23 protein-coding genes are annotated in these 26,960 nt (G+C 67.6%); 18 read left to right on the top strand and 5 right to left on the bottom strand.

Annotated elements, in window-relative coordinates; genetic code table 11:
* Nucleotides 1-293: 293 nt before the first annotated feature.
* From QZ588_RS02305 to QZ588_RS02275, 7 genes are all read left to right on the top strand, one after another.
* Nucleotides 294-1,736 (top strand): Na(+)-translocating NADH-quinone reductase subunit A, encoded by a 1,443-nt coding sequence (locus tag QZ588_RS02305; protein ID WP_295539387.1) that lies wholly within the window; start codon nucleotides 294-296, stop codon nucleotides 1,734-1,736.
* Nucleotides 1,737-1,770: 34 nt separating this feature from the next.
* Nucleotides 1,771-2,991, top strand: a complete 1,221-nt coding sequence (locus QZ588_RS02300; protein ID WP_295539383.1) for an NADH:ubiquinone reductase (Na(+)-transporting) subunit B — start codon at nucleotides 1,771-1,773, stop codon at nucleotides 2,989-2,991.
* Nucleotides 2,988-3,794 (top strand): Na(+)-translocating NADH-quinone reductase subunit C, encoded by an 807-nt coding sequence (locus QZ588_RS02295; protein WP_295539381.1) that lies wholly within the window; start codon nucleotides 2,988-2,990, stop codon nucleotides 3,792-3,794. Before QZ588_RS02300 ends, QZ588_RS02295 begins: the two co-directional genes overlap by 4 nt.
* A 46-nt stretch (nucleotides 3,795-3,840) precedes the next feature.
* The gene (locus tag QZ588_RS02290; RefSeq protein WP_295539379.1) at nucleotides 3,841-4,503 is read left to right on the top strand and encodes an NADH:ubiquinone reductase (Na(+)-transporting) subunit D; all 663 of its coding nucleotides are present in this window, start codon (nucleotides 3,841-3,843) and stop codon (nucleotides 4,501-4,503) included.
* 70 nt (nucleotides 4,504-4,573) lie between these two features.
* Nucleotides 4,574-5,182, top strand: a complete 609-nt coding sequence (gene nqrE, locus QZ588_RS02285) for an NADH:ubiquinone reductase (Na(+)-transporting) subunit E (RefSeq protein ID WP_295539376.1) — start codon at nucleotides 4,574-4,576, stop codon at nucleotides 5,180-5,182.
* 24 nt (nucleotides 5,183-5,206) lie between these two features.
* Nucleotides 5,207-6,427 (top strand): NADH:ubiquinone reductase (Na(+)-transporting) subunit F, encoded by a 1,221-nt coding sequence (nqrF, locus tag QZ588_RS02280; RefSeq protein ID WP_295539374.1) that lies wholly within the window; start codon nucleotides 5,207-5,209, stop codon nucleotides 6,425-6,427.
* Between the two features lie 102 nt (nucleotides 6,428-6,529).
* The gene (locus QZ588_RS02275; RefSeq protein WP_295539370.1) at nucleotides 6,530-6,754 is read left to right on the top strand and encodes a hypothetical protein; all 225 of its coding nucleotides are present in this window, start codon (nucleotides 6,530-6,532) and stop codon (nucleotides 6,752-6,754) included.
* On the opposite strand, the gene putP is transcribed toward QZ588_RS02275, so the two are convergent.
* Nucleotides 6,751-8,283 (bottom strand): sodium/proline symporter PutP, encoded by a 1,533-nt coding sequence (putP, locus tag QZ588_RS02270; RefSeq protein ID WP_295539368.1) that lies wholly within the window; start codon nucleotides 8,281-8,283, stop codon nucleotides 6,751-6,753. The genes QZ588_RS02275 and putP overlap by 4 nt on opposite strands.
* A 332-nt stretch (nucleotides 8,284-8,615) precedes the next feature.
* Between putP and QZ588_RS02265 the strand changes: the two genes are divergently transcribed.
* Entirely contained in the window at nucleotides 8,616-12,251 is a 3,636-nt protein-coding gene (locus QZ588_RS02265; protein ID WP_295539365.1) for a sulfite exporter TauE/SafE family protein, read from the top strand.
* 59 nt (nucleotides 12,252-12,310) lie between these two features.
* Here QZ588_RS02265 and thiD read toward each other — a convergent pair whose 3' ends face one another.
* Nucleotides 12,311-13,798, bottom strand: a complete 1,488-nt coding sequence (gene thiD / locus QZ588_RS02260; RefSeq protein WP_295539363.1) for a bifunctional hydroxymethylpyrimidine kinase/phosphomethylpyrimidine kinase — start codon at nucleotides 13,796-13,798, stop codon at nucleotides 12,311-12,313.
* Nucleotides 13,795-14,724, bottom strand: a complete 930-nt coding sequence (gene thiM, locus QZ588_RS02255) for a hydroxyethylthiazole kinase (protein WP_295539360.1) — start codon at nucleotides 14,722-14,724, stop codon at nucleotides 13,795-13,797. Before thiM ends, thiD begins: the two co-directional genes overlap by 4 nt.
* 388 nt (nucleotides 14,725-15,112) lie before the next feature.
* Between thiM and rsxA the strand changes: the two genes are divergently transcribed.
* The 8 genes from rsxA (at nucleotide 15,113) to QZ588_RS02215 (ending at nucleotide 22,654) form a co-directional block, all read left to right on the top strand.
* Entirely contained in the window at nucleotides 15,113-15,694 is a 582-nt protein-coding gene (rsxA, locus tag QZ588_RS02250) for an electron transport complex subunit RsxA (RefSeq protein WP_295539357.1), read from the top strand.
* A 111-nt stretch (nucleotides 15,695-15,805) separates the two neighbouring features.
* On the top strand, nucleotides 15,806-16,402 hold the full coding sequence (rsxB, locus tag QZ588_RS02245; protein ID WP_295539355.1) for an electron transport complex subunit RsxB: 597 nt from the start codon (nucleotides 15,806-15,808) through the stop codon (nucleotides 16,400-16,402).
* A gap of 176 nt (nucleotides 16,403-16,578) precedes the next feature.
* Nucleotides 16,579-18,360, top strand: a complete 1,782-nt coding sequence (gene rsxC, locus QZ588_RS02240; RefSeq protein ID WP_295539353.1) for an electron transport complex subunit RsxC — start codon at nucleotides 16,579-16,581, stop codon at nucleotides 18,358-18,360.
* Nucleotides 18,360-19,424 carry an electron transport complex subunit RsxD gene (gene rsxD / locus QZ588_RS02235; protein ID WP_295539351.1) on the top strand — a complete coding sequence of 355 codons (1,065 nt, stop codon included), beginning with the start codon at nucleotides 18,360-18,362 and terminating at the stop codon, nucleotides 19,422-19,424. The genes rsxC and rsxD overlap by 1 nt, the downstream gene beginning before the upstream one ends.
* Nucleotides 19,425-19,513: 89 nt before the next feature.
* The gene (gene rsxG, locus QZ588_RS02230; protein WP_295539348.1) at nucleotides 19,514-20,245 is read left to right on the top strand and encodes an electron transport complex subunit RsxG; all 732 of its coding nucleotides are present in this window, start codon (nucleotides 19,514-19,516) and stop codon (nucleotides 20,243-20,245) included.
* Entirely contained in the window at nucleotides 20,245-20,955 is a 711-nt protein-coding gene (locus QZ588_RS02225; RefSeq protein WP_295539345.1) for an electron transport complex subunit E, read from the top strand. The genes rsxG and QZ588_RS02225 overlap by 1 nt, the downstream gene beginning before the upstream one ends.
* 246 nt (nucleotides 20,956-21,201) lie before the next feature.
* Nucleotides 21,202-22,092, top strand: a complete 891-nt coding sequence (locus QZ588_RS02220) for a phosphoribulokinase (protein ID WP_295539344.1) — start codon at nucleotides 21,202-21,204, stop codon at nucleotides 22,090-22,092.
* 94 nt (nucleotides 22,093-22,186) lie between these two features.
* Nucleotides 22,187-22,654 carry a YqhA family protein gene (locus QZ588_RS02215; RefSeq protein ID WP_295539341.1) on the top strand — a complete coding sequence of 156 codons (468 nt, stop codon included), beginning with the start codon at nucleotides 22,187-22,189 and terminating at the stop codon, nucleotides 22,652-22,654.
* 50 nt (nucleotides 22,655-22,704) lie between these two features.
* On the opposite strand, the gene QZ588_RS02210 is transcribed toward QZ588_RS02215, so the two are convergent.
* Nucleotides 22,705-23,463, bottom strand: a complete 759-nt coding sequence (locus QZ588_RS02210; protein WP_295539338.1) for a hypothetical protein — start codon at nucleotides 23,461-23,463, stop codon at nucleotides 22,705-22,707.
* A 476-nt stretch (nucleotides 23,464-23,939) separates the two neighbouring features.
* Between QZ588_RS02210 and QZ588_RS02205 the strand changes: the two genes are divergently transcribed.
* Together QZ588_RS02205 and QZ588_RS02200 are read left to right on the top strand one after the other, a co-directional pair.
* A complete protein-coding gene (locus QZ588_RS02205) occupies nucleotides 23,940-24,668 on the top strand; it encodes a HupE/UreJ family protein (RefSeq protein WP_295539335.1) in 729 nt (242 codons plus the stop codon).
* A gap of 89 nt (nucleotides 24,669-24,757) precedes the next feature.
* On the top strand, nucleotides 24,758-25,336 hold the full coding sequence (locus tag QZ588_RS02200; RefSeq protein WP_295539334.1) for a HupE/UreJ family protein: 579 nt from the start codon (nucleotides 24,758-24,760) through the stop codon (nucleotides 25,334-25,336).
* 92 nt (nucleotides 25,337-25,428) lie between these two features.
* Here the strand turns inward: QZ588_RS02200 and QZ588_RS02195 are convergent, their stop codons facing one another.
* Complete coding sequence (locus tag QZ588_RS02195) at nucleotides 25,429-26,859, bottom strand: dynamin family protein (protein WP_295539331.1); 1,431 nt, start codon at nucleotides 26,857-26,859, stop codon at nucleotides 25,429-25,431.
* Between the last annotated feature and the right edge of the window lie 101 nt (nucleotides 26,860-26,960).

Genomic DNA, 26,960 nt, shown 5'->3' with positions numbered 1-26,960 from the left:
AGGACCTGTGGGCGGCATCGTATAGGCGCGCGGGCCGGTGAGGTGACCGCACCCCTGATCCCAGGACGGGACGCTTATGCATTAGCGCACGCGGGCGGTGGTGATGACGCGTCTTTTCCCGCTTTAAGCGTAAGGATTTATCCGTGCGCACAGGTTGCGGTGGCTGTGCTAATTTCGGGGCGTGGGTTGGCGATGACGTCGGCGCGTGCATGCGGCGGCCCGTGCTCCTCGCCAGGACAGCCCGATGCCTGAGCGAACGCCGATCCACGGAGTCATGCAGTCGGAGTTTCACGGTGGTTGCAGGTAGTACCGGGCGGTCTCCAGCGGCACACGCACCGCCCATCCGTCGCTTTCGGCTTCGCAAGGGGCTGGATATCCCGCTCGGCGGTGTGCCGGCGCCGGTGACCGACGCCACTGCCATCGAAGCGGCGCAGCCGGTTCACCGCGTGGCCTATGTCGGGCTCGACGTGCGCGGGCCAAAACGCCTGCCCACGCTCGAAGTCGCGGCGGGGGATCGGGTACGCCTCGGCCAGCCCATCACGCGCCGCAAAGCCTACCGCCAGGTGGTTGGCACGGCGCCGGGCAGTGGTGTCGTCGAGGCCATTCATCGCGGGCCCCGCCGCGTGCTGGAAACCGTTGTCATCCGCCTGGATGACCCGCAGCACGACCCCGACGGCGCCGATCAGGAGACCTTCAACGCCTACGGCGCCGCCGAGCTGGACGGACTGAGCCGGGATCAGGTGGTCGAGAACCTCACCGCCTCCGGCGCCTGGCTGGCGCTGCGCACCCGGCCCTACAGCATGATCGCGGACCCGGGCCGAGCGCCTGATGCGCTGTTCGTCACCGCCATGGACAGCCAGCCCCTGGCGCCTGATCCCGTCCCGTTCCTGGGCGCCGCCGGCGAGGCCTTTGCGGACGGTCTCAGGGTGCTGGGCAAGCTCACCGACGGGCCGATGTACGTCTGCACGCGCCCGCACGCGGCGTTGGCGCTGCCCGCGGTGGACAATTTGCGTCTCGCCGAGTTCGCGGGCTCGCATCCGGCGGGCCTCCCCGGCACCCATATCCATTGTCTGCGCCCGGCGAGCCTGGCGCATCAGGTCTGGCACATCGGCTGGCAGGACGTGATCGCCGTCGGGCGGCTGTTCCGCACCGGGCGCATCGACCCCAGCCGCATCATCTCCCTGGCCGGGCCCATGGTGGCGCGCCCGCGGGTCCTGCGCACCCGCGTCGGCGCCAGCACCAACGCATTGATCCAGGGCGAGCTCAAGGGGCCGCAGGAGGCGCGCGTCATCTCCGGCTCCGCGCTGAGCGGACGCCACGCCGTGGGCACCAGCGCCTATCTCGGGCGCTTCCACAACCAGCTGACCGTGCTGCCGGAAGACCGCGAGCGCACCTTGTTCGGCTGGATTATGCCCGGGCGCGGGCGCTATTCGGCCATGAACCTGTTCTGGTCCCGCCGTGGCGGCGACACGCTGGCGCTGGGGACGTCGCTGCACGGCAGCCCCCGTGCCATGGTGCCCGTGGGTGCCTACGAGCGCGTGATGCCCCTGGATTTACTGCCGACGCAGCTGCTGCGGGCGCTGCTGGTGAACGATGTCGAGACGGCGGAGGCCCTGGGTGCGCTGGAATTGGACGAGGAGGACCTGGCGCTTTTGAGCTTCGTCGACTGCGGCAAGCACGACTATGGCCCGGCCCTGCGGCGGAATCTGGAGCAGATCCGGCACGAGCATGGTTAGCGGTGGTTTCGATGGCTGAGCAGTATCCGATCCCATGAGCCAGCAGCTTCGCAAGTTCCTCGACCGCCAGGAGCGGCATTTCCAGCCCGGCGGGCGCTACGAGCGCTTTGGTGCCGTGTTCGAGCTGGTGGACACATTTCTCTACACGCCCGCCACGGTCACCGCGCGGGCGCCGCATGTACGCGATGGCATCGACCTCAAGCGCGTCATGATCTTCGTCTGGATCGCGGTGCTCCCCGCCGCGCTCTTCGGCATGATCAATGTCGGCTACCAGGCCAATCAGGCCATGGCGGGCATGGGCGTCGAGCAGGTTCCGGGCTGGCGCGGCGCCGCGCTCTGGCTGCTCGGTGCCGGCGGCTACGATCCGGCGAGCCCGTGGGACAATTTCTGGCACGGCGCGGTGTACTTCGTGCCCATCTACGCCGTCACCATGGCCGCGGGCGGCTTCTGGGAGGTGCTCTTCGCCAGTGTGCGCAACCATGAGGTGAACGAGGGCTTTCTGGTCACGTCCATCCTGTTCGCCCTCACCCTGCCGCCGGATATCCCGCTGTGGCAGGTGGCGCTCGGCATGTCCTTCGGCGTGGTCATCGGCAAGGAGGTCTTCGGCGGCACCGGCAAGAATTTCCTCAATCCGGCGCTCACGGGCCGGGCCTTCCTGTTCTTCGCCTATCCGGCGGAGATCTCGGGGGATGGCGTGTGGACGGCGGTGGACGGCTTCAGCGGTGCCACGCCGCTGATGCTGGCGGCGGCGGGCGGCGTCGACGCCATCCAGGCCGCCGGCGTGACCTGGTGGAGCGCCTTCTTCGGCACCATCCAGGGCTCCATCGGCGCCACCTCCACGCTGTTCATTCTGCTGGGCGCCGTGTTCATGCTCCACACCGGCGTCGCCTCCTGGCGGATCATGGCGGGCGTGCTGCTCGGCGTCGTCGCCACGGCGCTGATGTTCAACGCCATCGGCAGCGACACCAACCCGGCCTTCGGCGTGCCCTGGCACTGGCACATCGTCCTCGGTGGGGTGGCGTTCGGCCTGGTGTTCATGGCCACCGACCCGGTGTCCGCGTCCATGACGGAGGCGGGCAAATGGGTCTACGGCTTCCTGATCGGTTTCATGACCGTGCTGATCCGGGTGCTGAATCCGGCCTATCCGGAGGGCGTGATGCTGGCCATCCTGTTCGGTAACCTGTTCGCACCGCTCATCGACTGGTTCGTGGTCCAGGCCAATGTGCGCCGGCGGCGGCGGAGGGACGCGGCATGAGCGACACCGTGCTGGCACCCGTGCGCGCCGTGCTCGCGCTGCCCAACGATGACCCCCGCAAGACCCTCGCCGTGGCGCTGGCGCTGTGTCTCGCCTGCTCGGTGGTGGTGTCGGCGACGGCCGTCGGCCTGCGCCCACTGCAGGCGCGCAACGCCGCGCTGGAACTGAAGCGCGAGGTGGTGAAGGTGGCGGGGCTGGACGACCCGGGGGTGCCGCTCTCCCAGGCCTTCGGGCACATCGAGACGCGGCTGCTGGACCTGGAGACGGGTACCCTCGTCGACGGCGATGCGGCGTCCACCTTCGCCTACCGCGACGCCGCCCGGGACCCGGGTCAGAGCAAGGCGCTGGAGGACGACCCGGCGGGTATTCGCCGGCGCCCCAACCGGATGCCGGTCTACCTGGTGCGCGACGGCGGGGCACTCGAGACCATCGTGCTGCCCGTCTATGGCCAGGGCCTGTGGTCGACCATGCACGGCCTGCTGGCGCTGGCGCCCGACGGGCGCACGGCCAAGGGGCTCACCTTCTACGAGCAGCGCGAGACCGCCGGTCTCGGCAGCGAGGTGGCGAGCCCCCGGTGGCTCAGGCAATGGGCCGGCAAGACCCTCATCGGCCCCGCGGGCGAGCCGGTCATCGAGGTGGTGAAGGGCAGCGTGCAACCGGGCGCCCCCGATGCCGGGCGCAAGGTCGACGGCCTCTCCGGCGCCACGCTCACCAGCAACGGCGTCGAGCGCCTGATGGAGTTCTGGCTCGGCGCGCAAGGCTATGGGCCTTTTTTGGCGCGGTTGGATGGGTTGAGTCGGTAGTTTGGTTATTGGTTATTGGTTATTGCTTATTGGTTACTACTCGATCATGAACGGCAGCGATCGCAAGCTCTTCCTCGAGCCCATCGTCGACAATAACCCGATTACGCTGCAGATCCTCGGCATCTGCTCGGCGCTGGCGGTCACCACCAAGCTGGCGCCGGCCGTGACCATGAGCATTGCGTTGACGGTGGTGCTCGTCGGCGCCAGTGTCATCATCAGTCTGATCCGGCGGCACATGCCGAGCAGCATTCGCATCATCATCCAGATGACCATTATCGCCTCGCTGGTCATCGTGGTGGACCAGGTTCTGCAGGCCTTCGCCTATGAGCTGTCGAAGCAGCTCTCCGTGTTCGTCGGACTCATCATCACCAATTGCATCGTGCTCGGGCGGGCCGAGGCCTTCGCCTCCAAGAACCCGCCCTGGCCCAGTTTTCTGGACGCTCTGGGGCATGGCCTCGGCTACAGCGCCATCCTCATCACGGTGGCGGCCATCCGCGAGCTGCTGGGCGCCGGCACCCTGCTCGGCCTGCAGGTGCTGCCGCTGTTGGAGGACGGCGGCTGGTACGAGCCCAATGGCCTCATGCTCCTGGCCCCGGGGGCCTTCTTCATCATCGGGCTCATGATCTGGGCCATCCGCACCTGGCGGCCGCAGCAAGTGGAGAAGCCCGATTACCGCATCCACATCGTGCATCGCACCGAGCCCGGCTGAGATGGTGCGAGCCGCCCATGTCAGTCACTCCCCGCTGAGCTTGGATTTGCGCGCTTGAGGACGCCGTTCCATGGAGCACTACCTCTCCCTCCTGTTCAAAGCGGTCTTCGTCGAGAACCTGGCGCTCGCATTCTTTCTGGGAATGTGCACCTTCCTGGCGGTGTCCAAGCGCATCAGCACCGCGCTGGGGCTCGGGCTTGCGGTGATCGTGGTGCAGACCATCACGGTGCCGGTGAACGCGGTCATCCATCAGTATCTGCTCGCCGATGGGGCGCTGGCCTGGCTGGGCCTGGCCGATCTGGATCTGTCCTTTCTGGGGCTGATCACCTACATCGGCGTCATCGCCGCCATGGTGCAGATTCTGGAGATGACCCTGGACCGATACTTCCCGGCGCTGTATCAGGCCCTCGGCATCTTTCTGCCGCTGATCACGGTCAATTGCGCCATCCTCGGCGGCTCGTTGTTCATGGTGGAGCGGGGCTACGACCTTCCCGAAAGCACGGTCTATGGCTTCGGCACCGGCTTGGGCTGGGCGCTCGCGCTGGTGCTGCTGGCCGGTATCAGGGAAAAGCTCAAATACAGTGACGTCCCGGACGGACTGCAGGGCCTCGGCATCACCTTTATCACCACCGGGCTGATGGCCATGGCGTTCATGTCCTTTTCGGGGATCAGCCTCTGACGCCACGACCCACGAGAGCCCGTTATGCTCACGCTTACCTTCGGCATCCTGATCTTCACCGCCGTCGTGCTCATGCTGGTGACCGTCATCCTGGGCGCCCGTAATCTGCTGGTGCCCTCCGGCGTGGTGCACATCGACATCAATGGTGAGCGGGACATCGCCAGCCGCGCCGGGCAGAAGCTGTTGTATGCCCTCGCCGACGCCGGGCTCTTCGTGCCCTCCGCCTGCGGCGGCGGTGGCACCTGCGGCCAGTGCCGCGTGAAGGTGCTGCGGGGTGGGGGCAAGCTGTTACCCACGGAGTCGAGCCTCATCAACCGTCGCGAGGCGGCGGAAGGCTACCGGCTCTCCTGCCAGGTGGGCCTCAAGGATGACCTCGACGTCGAGCTGCCGCGGGAATTATTCGGCATCAGGCAATGGCAGTGCCGGGTGCGCTCCAACCGCAGCGTGTCCACCTTCATCAAGGAGCTCGTGCTGGAACTGCCACAGGGCGAGGACGTCGCTTTCCGCGCCGGCGGCTACATCCAGATCGAATGCCCGCCGTTTCATGTCAGGTTCAGCGACTTCGAGATTCCCGAGCACCTGCGCGCGGACTGGGACAAGTACGATCTCTGGAAGCTCGAAGCGGGCACCAGGCACCGCGTGACCCGCGCCTATTCCATGGCCAACTACCCGGGCGAGGCGGGCATCATCATGCTGAACGTGCGCATCGCCACGCCGCCGCCCGACCACCCGGAGGCGCCACCGGGCATCATGTCCAGCTACATTTTCGGCCTCGGGGCCGGCGACACCGTGACCATCGCCGGCCCGTTCGGCGAGTTCTTCGCCAAGGAGACCGATGCCGAGATGATCTTCGTCGGTGGCGGGGCAGGCATGGCGCCCATGCGCAGCCATATCTTCGATCAGCTGAAGCGCCTCGACAGCAAGCGGCCCATCAGCTTTTGGTACGGCGCCCGCAGTAAGCGTGAGATCTTCTACCGGCAGGATTTCGACGCGCTGGCGCGGGAGCATGATCATTTCACCTGGCATATCGCACTCTCCCACCCGCTGCCCGAAGACGATTGGGACGGTGAGACCGGCTTCATCCACAAGGTGCTGTTCGAGCGCTACCTCAAGGACCATCCGACCCCTGAGGACTGTGAATATTATCTGTGCGGTCCGCCCATGATGACCGCCGCTGTCATCGGTCTGCTGCACAGCCTGGGCGTGGAAGACGACAACATCCTGCTGGACAACTTTGGCGGTTGACCGCAGCCTGATGGCACGGGGCGGACCACCGCGCTTGCCGACCCGACCAGCCTACCGATAGCACCGCCACCTGACATAGCAACATCCGACATAGCAATCTCCATGGCCGAGTTCCTCTTCAGCCTCGTCATCTTTCCGCTCGCCGTCGCCGGCCTGGCGCTCAAGGTGCTCGCGGGTCGTCCTGGTATCACCGGCAGCTGTGGCGGCCTGAATCAGATGCCGGGCGTCGAGTCCGACTGCGGCGGCGCCTGCCGCATCCCGGGTCGGACCTGCAGAATGTCCGACGGCGTCAGCGCCGCTGTGACAGCCGGCGCCGATGCCCCCTAGGAGACCGTCGACGCGCGCTCCCCGGTCGGTGTCGTCGTGAGCTCCGCCCGGAAGCGGTCGAAGCCGCTGCGCACCGCCGGTGTCGGGGCCGCCGTCAGCAGACTGGCGACGACGATGGCGCAGGTGGCGAAGATCACGCCGGGGACGATCTCGTAGAGCTCGAACAGCCCGCCGGAGAGCTGTTTCCACACCACGATGGTGACGCCGCCGACGATGACGCCGGCGAGCGTGCCGGCCCAGTTCATGCGCCGCCAATACAGGCTCAGCACCAGCACCGGGCCAAAAGCGGCGCCGAAGCCGGCCCAGGCATAGCTCACCAGGCCCAGCACCGTGCTGTCCGGGTCGAAGGCCAGCAGCAGCGCAATCACCGCCAGCAGCACCACGGCGAGGCGGCCGACGGCCACGATCTCCCACTGGCTCGCCCCGGGGCGCAGCAGCTTGCGGTAGAAGTCCTCCGCCAGCGCCGACGACGACACCAACAGCTGCGAGTCCGCCGTGGACATGATGGCGGCGAGGATGGCGGCCAGCAGCACGCCGGCGATCACCGGATGAAAGAGGGCGTTCACCAGCACCATGAAGATGGTCTCGGCATCGGCGAGCTCGCCGCCGGCGTTGGTCTGGATCCAGGCCGCCCCCGCCAGGCCCACCAGCACCGCGCCGCCCATGCTGAGCGCCGTCCAGCTGACGGCGATGCGCCGGGCCGCCGGCACATCGGCGCCGGAGCGGATGCCGGCGAAGCGCGCCAGGATGTGGGGCTGGCCGAAATAGCCGAGCCCCCAGGCCGCCAGCGAGACGATGGCAATGAGGCTCAGGGTTTCACCGGTATTGTCGCGCCATAGGGTCAGGAGCTCGGGATTGCGCTCGTGCAGTGTGCTCACCAGTGGGCCGAAGCCGCCGTCGGCGTTGATGGCGATCACCGGCACCAGCAGCAATGCGGCGGCCATCAGCAGGCCCTGCACCAGGTCGGTCCAGGAGACCGCCAAAAAGCCGCCGAACAGGGTGTAGGACACCACAAAGAGCGTGCCGATGATGACGGCGAGCGCGTAGTCGAGGCCGAACACCGTCTCGAACAGCTTGCCTGCGGCCACCAGTCCGGAGCTGGTGTAGAACAGGAAGAACAGCAGGACGAAGAAGGCGGCCACGGCCTGCAGGATGTGTCTGGGGTCGCCGAAACGGTTGGCGAAGAACTCCGGGATGGTCAGGGCGTCGTCGGCGGCGTAGGTGTAGGCCCGCAGCCGTCGGGCCACCAACAGCCAGTTGAGCCAGGTGCCCAGCAGCAGCCCGCCGGCGAGCCAGAGCGACTCCAGCCCGGAGGTGAAGGCGAGCCCGGGCAGACCGAGCAGCAGCCAGCCGCTCATGTCCGAGGCGCCCGCCGAGAGCGCCGCCGGCCAGGGCCCAAGCGTACGCCCGCCCAGGAAGTAACCGGACGAGCTCTTGGTACTGCGGTAGGCCCAGACGCCGATACCGAGCATCAGGGCAAGATAGAGCAGAAAAGTGGCGATAACGGCGTTATTGTCGAGTGCTGGCATGGGTGGGTCCTGCTGTGCGTGCTCTGTGCGCTGTGGTCAGCCGCGAGGGTGCTGCCCGCTCGCCGGCGGCGTGTGCATCGCAAGCGGCGGCGGCCGGGTGTGGCGCCAGGCACTTTTTCTGAACGGCACCGGTAACCTAGCATGCCCGCAGCCGCGCCGTATGACGACCCGTTGGTATCTCGCCACCGGCCCGGCACCCGGCGTCCCCGGCGCATGCTGTGATACCCGCCAGCTGGCCGCTGGCGTTACCATGCGGGCCATCGCTTGCTCGCCGCGCGAGCGGTCACCCCGCCCGGTTGATCCCGGCGCCCCCGGCGCACATTCATGCAGTTATGCCCACACCCACCGCCAAGACCTTCCGGCAGCAGATTCTAAAGCCCGCCGAAGGCGTCTTTCTGTTCCACGCCCGTGCCATCGAACGCCTCATCGAGGAGGAACTGGGCGCTGAGGCACGCGGTGTGGCAATCCCGGATCTGCCCTTTTACCTGATGCCACGGGAGGCCTTTCTCTACGGCCTCGAGAGTGAGAACACCGAGGCGCTGTCCGTCATCGAGGGCCTGCGCCTGCCGCGCTATGTGGTGCTGCTGCCAAGCCCGAGCTCGCAGGTCGCCGGGGAGGGCGCTTTCAAGCGGCTGCGCCACGACTACTGGGCGCGCAGCTTCGAGGCGGAGGTAGCCCGGTCTTGGCAGAACGCCCGGGACGACAATGACGATGCCGAGCGCTTCGGCGCCGCGGCGCTGCGCGGACTCATCGGCGCGCATGCCTTCGCCGAGGTTCGCGATGTCCTGGACCGCGACGGCCTGACGCTGCCCATTTGGAGCGACGATCTCATTACGCGCACCTTCGCCGCCATGGTGGTGCGGCTGCGTTACTTCGCCCCCGGTGCCCGGGGCTTCCATTTCCCCGCCATCGACGCCTGGCCCGAGGTGGACGCCTGGCTCGCCGCCAGCGGGCTCGATCTGCCGGCACCGAGCCGTGACGGGCGCACGCCACTGCTGTTGCTGAAAAGCCGCCCCGGCGGCAGTGAGCTGCCGGCGGCGGCGCCGCTGCTGCCCACCGGTCTACCCTTCGGAGCATCGGACCCGGATCTCGCCATCGCCGTTGCCGACGCCGCCGGGGTGTGGCCGGCGGCGGCGCCGGTGAGCACCGATGTCTCTGAGGGCGAGGCTGCGGCAGGCGCTGACCGCCGCGGCCAGGACGCCGAGCTGCCGCCCTCACTGGACGAACACTATCTCGACGCCCTGCATCGCGGCACCCGGGTCAGGCGGCGCAAGGGCTGGTTGGTACGGCTGCTGGACGACCTGGGCAACGGTCTGCGGCGGCTTGTGGCCCGGCTGTTGTTTCTGCCGGGGCTCGATGACATCGGCTTCGCGCCGGCGCCGGGCACCGCCATGCGCTGGCATAGTCTGGGGCTGGCGTTGTTCGAGCATGCACTGCGCTGTGCGCAGCGCGCAGAGTTCGAGGGGCGCTTCGCCGCGGAGCTGCGCTTCCTCGCGCAGGCGCGCCGGCTCGCTCAGCGCATGAGCCGGCCCGCACGCCGTGCGCCCGCAGTCGTGGATGTGGCCATCGCCGAGCGCGAGCAAAGCGCCGAGGAGCATCTGGCGGACCTGCTCGCGGCCAAATGGAAGCTCGCGCCGGCCACGGCGGCGGAACTGCGCCATCTCATCGAGCGGCTCGCCGCCGAGGACCGCCGCCGCTTCGGCTCGGCGCCGGCGCGCACGCTGCTCGCCTGCCTGGAGCAGGTGCTCTCGGAGAGCCGCAGTGACTACTACCGTCTGCGCGTCTCCCGCTGGTTGCTCAGCCTGGGCCGACGGCGGCTGGTGGAGCCCCTGCCTTTTCAGGCGCTGCTCAAGGGGATGCGCGCCATGGAGACGGCGCGTGCCCGGCTGGAGGAAATGCCGTGGCCCATTACGGACCTCGAGCGTTTCGGGCGGGTGTTGGACGCCCTGACGCATCAGGTCAACGCCCGCCTGGACGAGCAGATCATGCCGCGTGTGCAGCAGGCCATGTTCAAGGCCGACTTCGTGCCGCGGGATCATCGCGAAAACGTCGCGGCGCAGAAAATGCAGCTGGAACTGCTGGACGTGATCAAGCGCCGCCGGCACCTCAAGTTCACCGATGTACGCGACATCGTCGCCCGCAACATCCTGCGCCTGCCGGACCCGACGCTGTCGGAGTTCTTCCGCGGTGATCGCCTGGCGCGCTTCGATCGCACCGCGGCCGATGCCTTGCCCGGCGTCTATCGTCCTGGGGAGATCTACATCAAAGGCCTGCAGCAGCTCAGCGCGCCGCTGTTCGGCACCGGGCCCGGACGGACCATCTCGCGCTACCTGCTGGTGCCCTTCGGCGCTGCCTACCTGGCCCTGAAGAGCATCGACCTGCTGCTGGAACTGCTACCGGACCACGACAGGACCTTCCATCTCGCCACCTTCACCGATGTGATGCTGCTCGGCGGGCTCGTGAATCTCGTCATGCACACGGGTATCGGTCGCCATATCGCCGTGTCCCTGTGGCATGGTCTGGCGGCGACACTTCGTTTCGTGTTTTTCGATGGCCTGACCCGTCTCAAGCGCTGGCGGCCGCTGGCGGACTTCCTCAGCACCGGCCTCGTGCGCGGTGTCGGCCGAAACCTGGTGCAACCGCTGCTGATCGGCACCCTGCCGCTGGCCCCCATCATCGTGCTCGCGGTCTTCGTGGAAGAGGTTCCCATCGAGCCCGGACTCTGGCTCGCCGGACTCGCCTTCGCCCTCGGCACGCTGGCGCGCAACACGCCGGCGGGCCGGCGCTTTCTGGACAACCTGAGCACCCGCGTCGGGCTCTACCTGAGGCGGCTCAATCAGGCGCTCTTCATCGGCTTGATCCAGTCGCTGTTGTTTTTCTTCAAAGAGGTGACGCGGCGCTTTTCGCAGCTATTGCACCGCGTCGACGAGGCCCTGATCCACCACCTGGGCGAGCGCATGGAAAGCCGCCTGCTCAAGGCCCTGTTGGCGCCGCTCTGGCGCCTGGCCGAGGCCCTGATCCAGTTCTATGTGACGGTGCTGGTGGAGCCGCAGGTGAACCCGGTGAAGCACTTCCCCATCGTCAGCATCGGCCACAAGCTCCTGTTGCCCTTCCTGCCCGCCATCACCGCCGCATTCCTGGAGATGAGCGATGCCGTGCTGCCCAAGGTCATCGCCTACCCATTGGTGACCCTGACCATCGTGCTGCTGCCGGGTCTGTTCGGCTTTTTCGTGTGGGAGCTGAAGGAGAACTGGAAGCTCTACCAGGCCAACCACCGCGAGGGGCTCGCCGACGCCAGCCGCAGCCACGAGCAGATGCCCCTCGCCGTCGATGACAGCGAGCCGCTGCCGGTGGAGCCGGCCGCCGTCGGCGCCCACGGCGAGAGCGTGCGCGCGCTCATGTCGCGGGGCTTTCACTCCGGCGCCCTGCCCAAGGCCTTCGATCGGCTGCGTAAGGTGATTCGGGAGGAAATGCGCGACCAGCAGCCCTACCCGCAGCGCTTGCGCCGGGTTCAGCGTCAGCTCGAAGAAGTGCAGCACGCCTTTTGCGTGTTCTTCGAGCGCGAGTTCACCTTTGCCCTGCGCGAGCGCTGCCGCGACCCCAATTGCACCCTGCAGCGCGTGCAGACGGGCACACCACGCATTGCCACCAACCTGGTGGAGCTGGCCGTGGATATCTATCCGGGCGCCCGGCGCGACGGCGGTGGCCCGGACCTGTCCGAGCAGTTACCGCAGACGCAGCGGGGTCAGCCCCTCACCCTGGGCATCAGGCTCTTCTACCGCGCCCCGCGCATCCGTGTGGAGACGGAGATCCGCGGACATGCCGAGCGCATCGGTCCCTATTGCTGGTCACTGATCGCCGCCGATCTGCGCCTCTTCGCCGGCCGCGCCGGTGCGGATCTGAGCACCCTTGACCTTGGCCTGCCCGCGGCACCGGCCGAGCCCCGCCGACTGCGCGCCGTCGCCTGATCGCCGTCGCCTGATCAAAGGCGCCGCTGCTCCCGGCGGGGTTGCCGTAGTAAGCGGGCTCAGCGCCAGAGGGCGTGGAAGTGATGCGTGGGTCCGTGGCCGTGGCCGACGCTCAGGGTGTCGGCCGCGGCGATGGCGCCGGCGATGTAGCGCTTGGCCTGTGCGGTGGCGCGGCGCAGGTCGCCGGTGATCGCCAGCTGGGCGGCGAGGGCCGAGGACAGGGTGCAGCCGGTGCCGTGGGTGTTCTTGGTGGGCGTGCGCGGGGTCTCGAGCCAGTGCGCGCCGTCGGCGGTGGCGAGCAGGTCCGGGCTCTCCGCCGCCGGCAGATGGCCGCCCTTCAGCAGTACCGCACCGCCGCCGTCGGCCGGGCCGAGGGCGCGCAGGGCCGTTGCCATGCGGCGCATGGCGTCGCGGGTCTCGGGCTCCGGTTGGCCCAGCAGCGCGGCGGCCTCCGGCAGATTGGGGGTCAGCACCGTCGCCAGGGGCAGCAGCCGCGCCTTGAGCATCGCCACGGCGGCGTCGGCCAACAACCGATCACCGCCCTTGGCGACCATGACCGGGTCCAGCACCAGATGCGGCGGCCGATGGCGGGCGAGGGCGTCGGCGACGGCGGCGACGATTTCGGCACTGCCGAGCATGCCGATCTTCACCGCATCCACACGGATGTCGGCGAAGATCGCATCGATCTGGGCGGCGACGAAGTCCGGCTCCACGAGCCTGACACCTGTGACGCCCTGGGTGTTCTGGGCCGTCAGCGCGGTGACGGCGGCCATGGCATAGCAACCCTGGGCGGAGATGGCCTTCAGGTCGGCCTGAATGCCGGCGCCGCCGCTTGGATCGGAGCCGGCGATGCTCAGCACGTTTTTGATGCGGCTGGTGCTCATGCCGGGGCCCGATCCTGATCCCGATGGCGGCGGATGGCGGCGGATGGCGGCGGTGAGTGCCGCCGTGGCGGCCTCGGGGTCGGGCTGGCCGCAGACTGCGGACACCACCGCCAGGCCGTCGCAGCCCGCGTTCAGCACGCACGCCGCATGGTTGGGTTGCAGTCCGCCGATGGCGACGGCCGGCAGGTCGGTGGCGGCCCGCACCGCGGCGAGTCCGTCACAGCCGAGGGGCGCGGCATGGTCGGTCTTGGTGGCGGTGGCGAAGACGGGGCCGATGCCGACGTAGTCGATGGGCAGGTGGGCGAGGGCCCGCGCCTGCGCGATGGTCTGGATGGACAGGCCGACGATGGCCGTCGGCCCGAGCAGCGCCCGGACGGCATCGATGCTGGCGTCCGCCTGACCCACATGCACGCCGTCGGCGCCGATGGCGGCGGCCACGCGCAGGCGATCATTGACGATGAGCGGCACGCCGGTGCCGGCCAGGGCGGCCTTGAGGGCACGGCCCTGTTCGATGAGATCCTCGTCCGGGGCCTCCTTGTCCCGCAGCTGGACGACGCTGGCACCGCCGGCCACCGCGGCGCGTACGGTGTCCACCAGGCCGTACTGTACGCACAGTCCGGGGTCGGTCACCAGATACACCGACAGGTCCAGGGTGCGCCTCATCGGACAGGCCCCCGGAGGACGAGCTCCGCGCCGACGCCCGCCTGGGGCGTGTCGGATGGCGCCACGGGCAGGGGGGCGGGGGCGATGCGCGCGTCCGCGTTGACCGTGTCGGCGCTGAGGGCGGCGAGGGCGTCGATGAAGCAAAGCAGAAAGCTGCCCGGTCCATCGGCGCCGCGGGCGGCGTGCTCGCCCGCGAGTCCGTAGTAGGCGAGGGCGGCGACGGTGACCTCAAAGGGGTCCTCGCCGCCGGCGAGGAAGGCACCGCAAACGCCGGTGAGGGCGCAGCCGAGGGCGGTGACCTGGGGCATCAGCACATGGCCGTTGGCGACGTGCGCCGCACGCCGGCCGTCGGTGACGAAGTCGATCTCGCCGGTGACGGCGACGACACAGCCCTGGCGGCACGCCAAGGCCACCGCGGCCTGCTCCGCGACGACGACGGCATCCGTCGCATCGACGCCGCGCCCGCCGTCGTGCTCGCCGTGGCCGTCGGCCGCATCGGCTGTCAACGCGCTCAGGGCCATGATCTCCGATGCGTTGCCGCGTATCAGTGTCGGCGCCAGCGCGAGCAACTGTCTCGCCGCGCCGCGGCGCAGCGTGGTGGCGCCGACAGCCACCGGGTCCAGCACCCAGGGCGTGTGGTGGCTGCGAGCGGCCGTGGCCGCCGCCAGCATGCCCTCCAGCCAAAGCGGTGAGAGGGTGCCGATGTTGACCGTCAGGGCATCCGCCAGCGCCGCGAATTCGCCTGACTCTTCGGCAGCGTGCACCATCGCCGGTGATGCTCCCACCGCCAGCAGGATATTGGCCGCGGGATTCATGGCAACGTAATTCGTGATGTTTTGCACCAGCGGAACCGCGCTGCGCAGCCGGCGCAGCGCATCGCCGGGCGGCGCCAACGGGACGGTTGGGGGCTTGGCTTCTGTCTGCATGGGGTCGTCCGCTCAGGGGCTGGCACCTGCCGGTGCAGGGCAGCGCATCGTCTCGCTGCAAAGAGTGACGCCCGGCGACCGCCGGCGCAAGCGCCACGGCGTATGGTGCAGCCGCTGCTTTGTCCGAGTAAAATACTAAGGATAAGCGACCCTGAGTGATGACGGTCAACGCCTCATCCATGGGTCACTGCTAAAGTCATGCATGGTTGGCGTCAAGCACCGCCGCGGACAGTGCGGCATCTGCCACCACCGGGTTGTTGCACCGCACAAATGCCATTATGATGCAGAGATCGGGTATTAACCCTGATAAGATCAAGGATAAAGGCCGGGGTCCATCAACGCTCGCCCCGGGTCCGTCGCCCCTGTCGTACGAAGGTCACGATCACCCATGACCGAATACGCGCTGATCCTCGTCGGCACCGTGTTGGTGAACAACTTCGTGCTCGTGAAGTTTCTGGGCCTGTGCCCGTTCATGGGCGTCTCCAAGAAGCTGGAAACGGCCATCGGCATGGGGCTCGCCACCACCTTCGTGCTGACTTTGTCGGCGGTGACCTCCTGGCTCGTGAACGAATTCCTGCTGGTGCCCCTCGGCATCGAGTATCTGCGCATCATCGCGTTCATCCTGGTGATCGCGGTGGTGGTGCAGTTCACCGAGACCGTCATGCACAAGACCAGCCCGGTGCTGTATCAGGTGCTCGGCATTTTTCTGCCGCTCATCACCACCAACTGTGCCGTGCTCGGCGTGGCGCTGTTGAACCTGCAGGAGCAGCGGGGCTTTCTGGAGTCGGCGCTCTACGGCTTCGGGGCGGCGATCGGCTTCTCGCTCGTGCTGGTGCTGTTCGCGGCCATGCGCGAGCGCGTCGCCGTCGCCGATGTGCCGGAGGCCTTTCAGGGCAGCGCCATCGCGATGGTGACGGCCGGCCTCATGTCGTTGGCGTTCATGGGCTTCGCCGGACTGGTGTCGGTGTGAGCGTCGGCACTCGAGACAGGTAGCGCCCGCTGGCATCCAACGCAACGCACGCAACATTCGCGTCCGCCGCCCGGGCATCGGCGGCGCATTGCTAACATCGGAGATTCGGTCATGCTGACTGCCGTCGCCGCCATTGCGCTGCTCGCCGCGGCTTTCGGGCTGCTGCTGGGCTACTCGGCGATCCGTTTCCATATCGAGGGCGATCCCATCGCAGACCAAGTGGACGCGCTGCTGCCGCAAAGTCAGTGCGGCCAATGCGGCTACCCCGGCTGCCGGCCCTACGCCGAGGCCGTCGCCGCGGGCGAGGCTGAAATCAACCAATGCGCCCCCGGCGGTGAGAGCACCATGCTCGCCATCGCCGACCTGCTCGGCCGTGAGCCGGTGGAGGTGGGCGAAGCGGTGGAAAAGCCCAAGGCCGTCGCCGTCATCGACGAGCAGGAATGCATCGGTTGTACCAAATGCCTGCAAGTGTGTCCGGTGGACGCCATCGTCGGCGCCGCCAAGCAACTACACGGCGTGCTGGCCGCCGAGTGCACCGGTTGCGAACTGTGCTTGGAGCCCTGCCCGGTGGACTGTATCCACATGCAGCCCATCCCACAGACCATCGCCAACTGGAAGTGGCCGTATCCGATGGTGCCGCGCGTTGCCTCCCGCCGACCCGCCAGCGCGGCGAATGCCGACACCGTCGAGCGCCGCGAAGCGGCCTGAATGTGGCACGAACCGGACCCCAGGCGGGAGACCCGGGCATCGCCCCGATGCAGTCTGGATGCGCACGGCGCCGCAGACCGCACCGGCCGGCACCGCCGGGGATGCCGCCAGCCCGTGCCCTGCAGTGATTATCGCCGCACGCCGCACCATCACGCGCCGTGACGAGAGCCTGAGCCATGCTGTTTTCCGTACTCAACCCCCACCGCGAGCGCCTTTGGCATTTCCATGGTGGCATTCATCTGCCGGACGAGAAGGCCTTGTCCAACGCCGGCGCCAGCGTCGCCGCACCGCTGCCCACCCAGCTCGTGGTGGCGCTGCAGCAGCACATCGGCGCTCCCTCGGCGCCCTGCGTGAGCGTCGGCGACCGCGTCAAGAAGGGGCAGGTGCTGGCCAATCCCCGGGGCTATGTCAGCGCGCCGGTGCACGCGCCGAGCTCCGGCACCGTGGTGGCGCTGGAGCCGCGGCAAGTCCCCCATCCGTCCGGGCTCGCCGCCCCCTGTGTGGTCATCGCCACCGACGGCGCGGATGCCTGGGGCGAGCTGCCGGCGCCGCTGCCGGATTTCGAGCAGCACGATCCCGCCGAGCTGCGCGAGCGCATTCGCCAAAGCGGCATCGTCGGCATGGGTGGTGCCTCGTTTCCCTCCAGCGTCAAGCTCAATCCGGGCCCGGACCAGCCCATCCATACGCTGGTCATCAACGGCGCCGAGTGCGAGCCCTACATCACCTGCGATGACCTGCTGATGCGCGAGCGCGCGGCGGACATCGTCGATGGCATTCGGGTGATGCTGCACATCCTGGGCACTCAGCGCTGCCTGGTGGGTATCGAGGACAACAAGCCCGAGGCGCTCGCCGCCATGCGGCGAGCGGCCCAGCGGGCGAACGCGCAGGACGCGGTCGCCGGGCGTATCAAGGTCAGGGAGATCCCCACCCTCTATCCGAGCGGCGGCGAGAAGCAGCTCATCAAGATCCTCACCGGCAAAGAGGTGCCGAGCCACGGCATTCCGGCGCAGATCGGCATCGTCTGCCAGAACGTGGGCACCGCCTGTGCCGTGGCCGATGCGGTATTGCGCGGGCGCCCGCTCATCGAGCGCTATGTGACGGTCACCGGACGCGCCGTCGGCAAGCCGCAGAACTATCGCGTGCGCATCGGCACGCCCGCCGCAGACCTGGTGGCCGCCAGCGGCGGCTACACGGTCGAGCCCGAAAAGCTGGTGATCGGCGGGCCCATGATGGGCTTTCGCATCGATTCCGACGCCGTGCCCATCACCAAGGCCGCCAATTGCATCCTGGCGCTGACGAAGGCCGAGAGTCCGGACCCGGGCGCGCCCCAGCCCTGCATCCGCTGCGGGCGCTGTGCGGAGGTGTGTCCGGCGAATCTGCTGCCGCAGCAGCTCTACTGGCACGCGCGCGCCAAGGATCTGGACAAGGTGCAGGATTACAACCTGTTCGACTGTATCGAGTGCGGCTGCTGCGCCGTCGTCTGCCCTTCGCACATCCCCTTGGTGCAGTACTACCGCTACGCCAAGACGGAAAGCTGGGCGCGCGAGCGCGAGAAACGCGCCGCCGAGCATGCCCGCGAGCGCCATGCGGCCAAAGAGGCCCGGCTGGAGCGCCAGGAGCGCGAGCGCAAGGCCAGGATGCGCAAGAAGCAGGAGGCGGTGGCGCCCAAGGGCGGCCGGGACGACGCCAAGCAAGCCGCCATCGAGGCGGCGCGGGAGCGGGCCGCCGCGAAGAAACGCGTCGCTCAAGCGGGTGCTGCGCCGGGTGCCGCTGCGCAGGACACGCCCCAACAGGCGGTGCCCGAGCGCCCGGCAGCCCAGCGGCGCGTCGCCACCGCGAACGCCGGTGCACCCAAGGTGTCGGCAACCGACGGCAAACCGCCGGCTGCGACGCCGCAGCACACCCCCGAGCCACCAGTCGAGCGGGAGCGGCCGGGCACAGCGGCCGGACACGGCTGATGCAGGCGCGCGCGGGCTTCGTCTCATCCCCCCACGCGGCGCGGGTCAACAGCGTCGACTGGGTGATGCGCCAGGTCTGCCTGGCGCTGGTGCCGGGCACACTGGCTCTGGTGTGGTTCTTCGGCTGGGGGGTGCTCATCAACATGGCCCTCGCCGTGGTCTTTGCGGTGGTCGCCGAGGCCCTGGTGTTGAAGCTCCGCGGGCGCCCGGCGCTGCCCGCCATCGCCGATTACAGCGCCGTGGTGACGGCGCTGCTGTTCGCACTCACCATTCCGCCGACCCTGCCCTGGTGGCTCACCCTGCTCGGCATCCTGTTTGCCATCGTCATCGTCAAGCAGCTCTACGGCGGCATCGGCTACAACCCCTTCAACCCGGCCATGGCGGGCTATGTGTTCCTGCTGATCTCGTACCCGGTGGCCACCACCACCTGGCTGCCGCCGGATGTGCCGGCGCTGTTGGCGGCGCAGGATCTCACGACCCTGTCCTTGCTGGACTCGGCCCGCCTCATCTTCACCGGCGCCTTGCCGGCGGAGCACACCTGGGATGCCGTCAGCGCCGCCACGCCCCTGGACGAAATGCGCGCCAAGCTCGATCAGGGCATGGCCATCGACGAAATCCGCGCGTCCAGCCCGCTCTGGGGCTTGTTCGGCGGCCGCGGCTGGGAATGGGTGGCCTTCTGGTTCCTGCTCGGGGGGCTCTACATGCTCTGGCGCAAGGTCATCACCTGGCAGATCCCCGCGGCTTTCCTGGCCGGCCTGGTGGTGGCGGCGGGGGCGTTCTGGCTGCTCGACCCCCAGAGCTATCCCACACCCATGTTCCATCTGCTCTCGGGCGCCGCCATCCTCGGCGCCTTCTTCATCGCCACGGATCCGGTGAGCGCTTGCACCACCAAGCGCGGACAGTTGGTCTACGGTTTCCTCATCGGCGTGCTGGTCTTCGTGATCCGCACCTGGGGCGGCTACCCCGACGCGGTGGCCTTCTCGGTCTTGCTGCTGAACATCGCTGCCCCGATGATCGATCACTACACCCAGCCGCGGGTCTTCGGGCAGAAGCACGGCGCATAGGCGCTCGGGCGCCGGGCAAGCCGGCTGGTTGGCTCGGTTCCGGCGCCGGCTCGACGCGCAATCTCGAATGCAGACAGTCGTTCCGTACCATGAACAAAGCACCCATTCTCATCGCCGCTGCCATCCTCGGCAGCTTCGCCGTCGGCGGCGTCGGCCTGGTGGCCATGACCCACGAGCTGACCGCCGAGCGCATCGCCGCCAACGAGCGCGAGGCCATGCTCGCCAAGCTCAAAGCCATCGTCCCCGCGGGGCGCGTCGCCAATGATCCGCTGCAGGACCGCATCCAGGTGAGCGAGCCAGACCTGCTCGGCGCGCCGCAGACCGAGGTCTACCGGGTGCGCGACGAGGACGAGCCGGTGGCCGTGATCCTGCAGCCCGTGGTGCCGGACGGCTATGCCGGGCCCATCCGTCTGTTGGTGTCGGTGCTCCGCGACGGCAGCCTCGGCGGCGTACGTGTGCTCGAGCACCACGAGACCCCCGGCCTCGGCGACAAGATCGACGAGAAGAAAAGCGATTGGATCGTCGAGCAGTTCAACGGCAAGTCCCTCTCCAACCCGCCCCTGGAGGCCTGGCAGGTCAAGCGCGACGGTGGCGAGTTCGACCAGTTCACCGGCGCCACCATTACGCCGCGCTCCATCGTCAATGCGGTGAAGAACACCCTGCTGTTCGTCGAGCGCGAGGGCGATGCCCTGTACGGTCCGGCGAGCGCTCCGGCAATGGGCCCCGCCAATGAGGCGGAGCCGCGGGCACCGGTGATGGAGGAGCCGGCCACGGCGGACCCTTCGTCGCCGCTCGGTGCCACCGTGGCGGAGGCGGGCTGATGGCGGAGAAGGGCTACGGCGCCATCGTCGGCGAGGGTCTGTGGAGCAACAATCAGGCCCTGGTGGCCATGCTCGGGCTCTGCCCGCTCCTCGCCACCACCACCACGGCCACCAATGGTCTCGGCATGGGGCTCGCCACCACCACGGTGCTGGTGCTCTCCAACGCCACCATCTCCCTGATCCGCAACCTGGTACGCCCGGAAGTGCGCCTGCCCGTGTTCGTGCTGGTGATCGCGTCTTTCGTGACCGCCGTCGAACTCACCATGCAGGCGGCCTTCTACGAGCTCTATCTGGTGCTCGGCCTCTTCATTCCGCTCATCGTCACCAACTGCGCCATCATCGGCCGCGCCGAGGCCTATGCCTCCAAGGCCCGGCTGGACAAGGCCATCGTCGACGGCCTGGCCATGGGTATGGGCTTCTCGCTGGTGCTGATGGTGCTCGGCGGCATGCGCGAGCTCCTGGGCCAGGGGACGTTGTTCCACCAGGCAGAGCTGCTCCTGGGGGAGGGCGCGCGCGGCTTCGGCCTGGACCTCGGTCCGGACTTCCAGGGGGCGCTGTTGGCCATCCTGCCCCCCGGAGCCTTTATCGGTCTGGGGTTCCTGATTGCGCTCAAGAACGTCATCGACAAGCGCGTTGCCCGGCTCAAACAGGCGGCGGTCGGCCGGCGTGAGCGCGTGGGGAAAGCGGCCGCGCAGCCAGTGGCAAGTTGAGCGCCGATGGTGTCATGGAGACGGCGCCGGCGGGCGCCGTTTTCCAGCGTTCGTCCTGTGGACTTAACTGGCGTGCTATATTAGCGATTCTGCTTTTTACCGGCGTTCCGACAGCCGCCGGCGGGTGGCGGAGAGCGGCGTCGCCACGACCTGCAACGGTCGCGGTCGACCGTTGCCCCGGCGCCCGCCCGCAGGCCGACCGCCGGGTGTGGTCATCGCAGCAGTCCATAAGACGGGGAGTTCATCATGTCAAAGAAGCATCCAGTCGTCGCCGTGACCGGCTCTTCCGGTGCCGGCACGACCACGGTCAAGCGCGCCTTCGAGCATATCTTCTACCGCGACGGCATCAACGCCGCCGTCATCGAGGGTGACAGCTTCCATCGCTACGACCGCAAGGCGATGAAGGCGGAGATGACCCGAGCCGCCGAGGAGCACCGCAACCTGAGCCACTTTGGTCCGGAGGCAAACCGCTTCGACCTGCTCGAGGAACTGTTCGCCAACTACGGCGAATCCGGCGGTGGTAAGAAGCGCTACTACATCCACAGCAAAGCCGAGGCCGACGAGCACAACGCCCGGCTCGACACCCGGCTCGAGCCCGGCCAGTTCACGCCTTGGGAGGACGTCCCCGCGGGCACCGATCTGCTCTTCTACGAAGGCCTGCACGGGCTCGTGGTGACCGAAGACGTGGACGTCGCCAAGCATGTGGATCTTGGTGTCGGCGTGGTGCCCATCGTCAACCTGGAGTGGATCCAGAAAATCCATCGTGACAACGCCGAGCGCGGCTACTCCGCCGAGGCCATCGTCGACACCATCATGCGCCGGATGCCGGACTACATCCGTCACATCACGCCCCAGTTCTCGCTGACGGATATCAACTTCCAGCGTGTGCCGACGGTGGATACCTCCAACCCCTTCATCGCCCGGGACATCCCCACGCCGGACGAGAGCTTCGTCATCATTCGCTTCAAGGAGCCTGAAAAGCTGGAGGTGGACTTCCCCTACCTGCTCGCGATGATCCCGGACTCCTTCATGTCGCGGCGCAACACCATGGTGGTCCCGGGCAGCAAGATGGGCTTCGCCATGGAGATCATCCTGCAGCCCATCATCGAGCGCATGATGGACGCCCGCCAGGTCTGACCAGTGTGCGCGGCCAGGGGCCGTCGCCCCTGGCCAAACGACGGGTGGCTCGATTCGGGGAAGCGGGGTGAATTTCTCGAAGATTGAACGGTTCGTGGCCCGCTTCCGATTCATCAGCATCATCGCCGTGCTCGCGTCCGGCTTCGGTGCGCTGCTGATGTTCATCATCGGCGCGGTCAAGGTCGTGCGGGCCTACAAGATCTATTTCGCCGAGCATCTGCTCAGCGGGCCCGCAGCACTCGCCGGGGCCAGCGCAGCGATCACCTATCTCGTGCAGGCCATCGACGCCTTCCTGATCGCCATTGGGCTGATGATCTTCGGCGGTGGGATCTACAACCTGTTCATTCATCCCGTGCCGGAAGGCCAGCGCAGCTTATTCGGTATCGAGACCATCACCCAGCTGAAGAGTCTGCTCGCGGAGCTCGTCGTCGTCATCCTGATGGTCAAGTTCCTCGAAGAGGCGCTGCACAGCCGCGGCGGCTACCAGTGGGACATCGTGATCCTGCCGGTGGGCGTGCTGCTGATCGCCATTGCGGTACGTGTGCTTCGTTTCAGGGATTAGAGCCCTTGTGCGTCGCTGGGTTGCCCCGGATGCCCGCCTGCAGAGACCTCTCAAAAGGCAAATATGACGCCAGTGGCGATGCCTTGCTGGCGTACGTCGTATAAGAAGTCGTCCTTGTCGTAGTCGACCTTGACCCAGCGGTAGCCCATGGTCGCGGATATCGAGTCGGTGAAGCGATAGTCGAGTCCGGCGAATAGATCTGCGGTCAGGTTCGAGGCGACGCCGAATCCCCCGATGTAGGCCCAGCCGCGCGCGGAGACTTTGGGGCTCAGCGCGAAGACGCCACCGCCGCCGATGATGGGATCGACCCAGGTCTCATCGCTTGAGCGCCTGCGTGCCGGGAGTAGGCCGCCGGACAGCTTCACGTCCGTAGCCACGGACCACAAGCGTGCGCCGCCACCCAGACGCATGCTCAGGCGGCCGTCGTCGAGCACCAGATAGTTCACCAGCGCGGACGCGACGACACTGGTCGAGCGCAGTCTCTCTTGGCCGAACAGCGGCGCAAGCGCATGGCTCTTTGCCTCTGTCTCGACGTACTGGAGGTCTGCTGCAAACCCCAGGCGACCCTTGCTGGCGGTGAAGAAGACCATGCCGGAAGGCTGTAGGTCGTCGAAGATGTCCGCAAAGCGCATGTCCACCTTCGCCGGCGGCAGTCCGGGCAGTGTGCCGGTCGTCCCCTCGATGCCGGCGGCCCAGAAGTAGGGCGCAACAGAGAAGCTCCAATCATCGGCGGTCGAGCCCCCTTCGTCGCGCTCCGCCGCCGCCGGCGTAGCCGCGATACAGCCACAGAGTGCCACGACTGCGCGCATGGTCTGCATCGGGCCAGCGCCGGTTCGCCGCCGCTGTCTCGCCGCGTGCTCGGAGGGATCGGGTTGCTGATTCATGGGATCGAAGGCCCTTGTGCTCATGATGGCCTGATGGCCGGCTCGCTCAAGGGCACCCCGAACAATTCGGGGCGCCCATGCGGGGCGCAGTGCCCGCCATGGAGCGAAGCGGAAACCGCGTTTTCGCTTCGCATCTCGAAAACTCTCAGTTTGGTCTGCGATACGGTTTTCTCGCCGCCGCTCATGCGCTCGCTTCTGGCCGCATGTCGGATATTGCACCCGTCATCTCGTGCCGGCGAGTGCAGTCAGGTTAGCGTTGATGTCAACGCCTGTTGCGGGAGCGTCGTGCGATCAACAAAAGCCATGCGATGGCGGGCATACACACGAGATCGGCCCGCAAGTCAAGCAAGGGGTCCGAAACGGGCTCATCGTACCCCTACTCCAACGAGCGGAGGATACTCATGACCAAGCCGAGAGGAATGCTGACCATGGCTGACGTGGTCGTCTTGCTTACCCCGGCAAGGTTGTTCGCCGAAGCGTCCTACCCCGGTTCCGGCTGCGAGCCAACCGCGGCTGATCACATCGGTGCGAAGGAATGCTCGGGCAGGGTGGCGCCGGCGCTCCTGAGCGCCGCGATGCTGCTCGCGCCGCTGCCCGCGTTGGCCCACCTCGAGGCCGGCGCCAGCGGCGGCTTCCTGAGCGGCCTGAATCATCCAGTGTCGGGCCTGGATCATGTGCTCGCCATGGTGGCGGTAGGTATCTGGGGCGCACAGCTGGGCCGACCGGCCATTTGGCTGCTGCCGGTGGTGTTCCCGCTGCTGATGGCCTTCGGCGGCTTCGCGGGGCTTGCGGGCTGGCAACTGCCGGCGATCGAGGTTGGCATCGCACTGTCGGCGACGGTGCTGGGCGCGCTGATCCTGGGTCAGGTCCGGCTGCCGCTGGCCGTGGCCATCCCGATCGTCGCCTGCTTCGCCGTGTTCCACGGCCACGCCCACGGCACCGAGATGGCCGATGGCGACAGCGCTTTGCGATACAGCATCGGTTTCGTGATCGCCACCGGCCTGCTGCACGCCGCCGGCATCGCGCTCGGGCTGATCCACCACCGGGAGACCGGCCGCGTGCTGCTGCGCGCCGCCGGGTCCATGGTGCTGGCCGGCGGGCTCTACTTTCTCTGGGGGGCACTGGCTTGAGCCCCGGGCCATCGGGGAGGGCGTTATCCGTCACCGGCGCACCGTGCCTGCGGGCATTTTGGTGCACATCACGTGCAGTAGCGCTCGTCTTGTTTCTGTTGCCGGGCGCCGCGCAGGCTCACCTCGTCAGCTCGGGACTTGGTCCGTTCTACGACGGTGCGCTGCACCTGCTGCTGTCACCGCTGGATCTGCTCGCGCTGCTCGCGGTGGTCGTGCTGGCGGGGCACAGCGGCAGGGCGCCGGCCCGCTGGGCGGTCATTGCCTTACCCATCGCGTGGGCTGTCGCCTGGCTCGGCGCGATGTGGATCGGTGCTGCGGCCCCCGAGGCCGCCCCCGCCCTGGACGCGCTCAAGATCGGCCTGCTGACCCTGGCGGGTGTCGCCGTGGCAGCCGGCTTACGTGCCCCTGCGCTGGTCGTGGCAGCCATCGCCGCGGCTGCGGGCATCGTCTGCGGGCTCGGCGGCGGGCTCGTTGCGGCCGACACCGGAGCCGGTGCCGTCGCCTTCGCCGGCCTCTGGACGGCGGTGCTAATACTTGGCCTGTTGGCCGCGGCGGTGACGGTCTCACTCGAGCGCCCCGCGCTGCGCATCGCCCTGCGGGTCGTCGGCAGCTGGATAGCCGCCGTCGGCGTGTTGGCGGCGGGCTGGGTCTTACAGGGCTTCGCTTGAGGCCAAGGCCGGCATGGACGCTGCGGCCGCGTTGGGGTACCCGCGCTCAGGCACCTGCACGGGAACCCGGAGCTGACTTCAGGCGGCTCACCTTAGAAGAACGTTTTACGCTTGGGCGCCTCGGACCTGCCGCCTTCAACCAGTTGCGGGCGACGCGGTTTCGAAGCGGGGAGCGGCGCCGGGCGATCCTGGCCTGAGGCGGGTGCCGCCGCCCGGCCATCACGCATGGCGTCGTAGAGCTTGCTCCGAAGCTGCGGGATCAGCTCGCCTGTCAGTTCCTCCAGGTGCTCGCGGTCTTGCCAGCTCATCTTCGCGAATGACTGGAGACCGCTCTTTTCGGCAATCTCGCGGGCGCGTGGGCTGACCTCTTCCCACATCATGCGCAAGTCCTCGGCCCGGTCACGCAACAGCAGCTCTCGGTCGTGCAGCCCTTCGAAGATCTGGTCGAAGCGGGCAATCAGACGTCGTTTGGTCCGCGGGAGCAGAATGTACTGGATGAAAGCGAACACCAGGACTGCCGCCAATGCGATCGCTGGCAGCGCCACGACCATGCCCATGCCAAAGGCGGCGGCGCCCAGTGCGCCGAAGAGCAGCAACCAGAGACCCCGCCAGCGTGCGCGGATGGATTTGAACCGGTCGGCCGCCTTGTCGATCACCATCGCGTGCATCCGCAGCCGCTCGGCATAGGCCTGGATCTGTGTGATCTGGTTGTCCATACGCCGGGTCGGTGCGCGGCGTAGCTCAGCGATCAGATCGCTGCGCGCCTTCTCGAAGTCCTCCATCGGCAGGCGCGACTGCGGTTTATCGGCCAGCGGGACGAAGGTGTTGTAGATCATCGGCAGGTCTTTGCGCGGGATCACCTTGCCGAGGTTCCAGCAGAGGGCCCCATAGGCCCGCGCAAAGTCGTGCAAGCTCTGGAACTGATCTACTTTGTTCAGGATGATCAACATCTTGTGATCGATGCCTGCCAGGGACTCGCGGAAGACCTGGAGTGTTTCGCCCGTCGTGCCAGGCTTGTCAGGATCGAAGAAGACCATCACGAGGTCGGATCGTTCGGCGAACCAGCGCACCACACCCGGAAAGTCGAAACCACGCCCGTTCTCGGCTTTGGCTTCATCGATCATGCCCGGGCTGTCGATCAGCGTCACCGTTTGCAACAGTTCAGCGGGGCGCAGCTTCAGCCGCACATGCGAGACCAGCTGGTCACCGAAGTGCCGCAGCCCCTCGTAGGGCAGGTCCGGATTACTCACAACCGCAGGTCCGTCTCGCTCGGTGGCGCTCGCGCCATAAGTGATGATGGTGAACCCGTCATCCGTGGGGGCCACGCCAGTCTTCTGAACGTCTTCGCCCAGGAGATGGTTCACAAAGGTGGACTTGCCCGATGAGTGATTGCCCAAGAGCAAGACCTGCGGCGGCCGACGCAACTCACCCACCGTGGGCGGACGTCGGAACAGGAACTGTTCTGCCAGCGGGTCGAGAAAGTCCTCGTAGTAGTCGCGGATCCGGTTCGCGAATGCTTCCATCACGTGTTGCAAAGGACGTCCTCTTTTCGTTTGCCCGATGAGGGATAGGAAATCTCAGTGACCCTGTGCGCGCAAGTCGAGCGACGTTTGGAGTCTAACGA

Source organism: uncultured Thiohalocapsa sp. (assembly GCF_913062725.1).
Classification (GTDB): Bacteria; Pseudomonadota; Gammaproteobacteria; order Chromatiales; family Chromatiaceae; genus Thiohalocapsa.
This window is presented reverse-complemented; position numbering and strand designations above follow the sequence as displayed.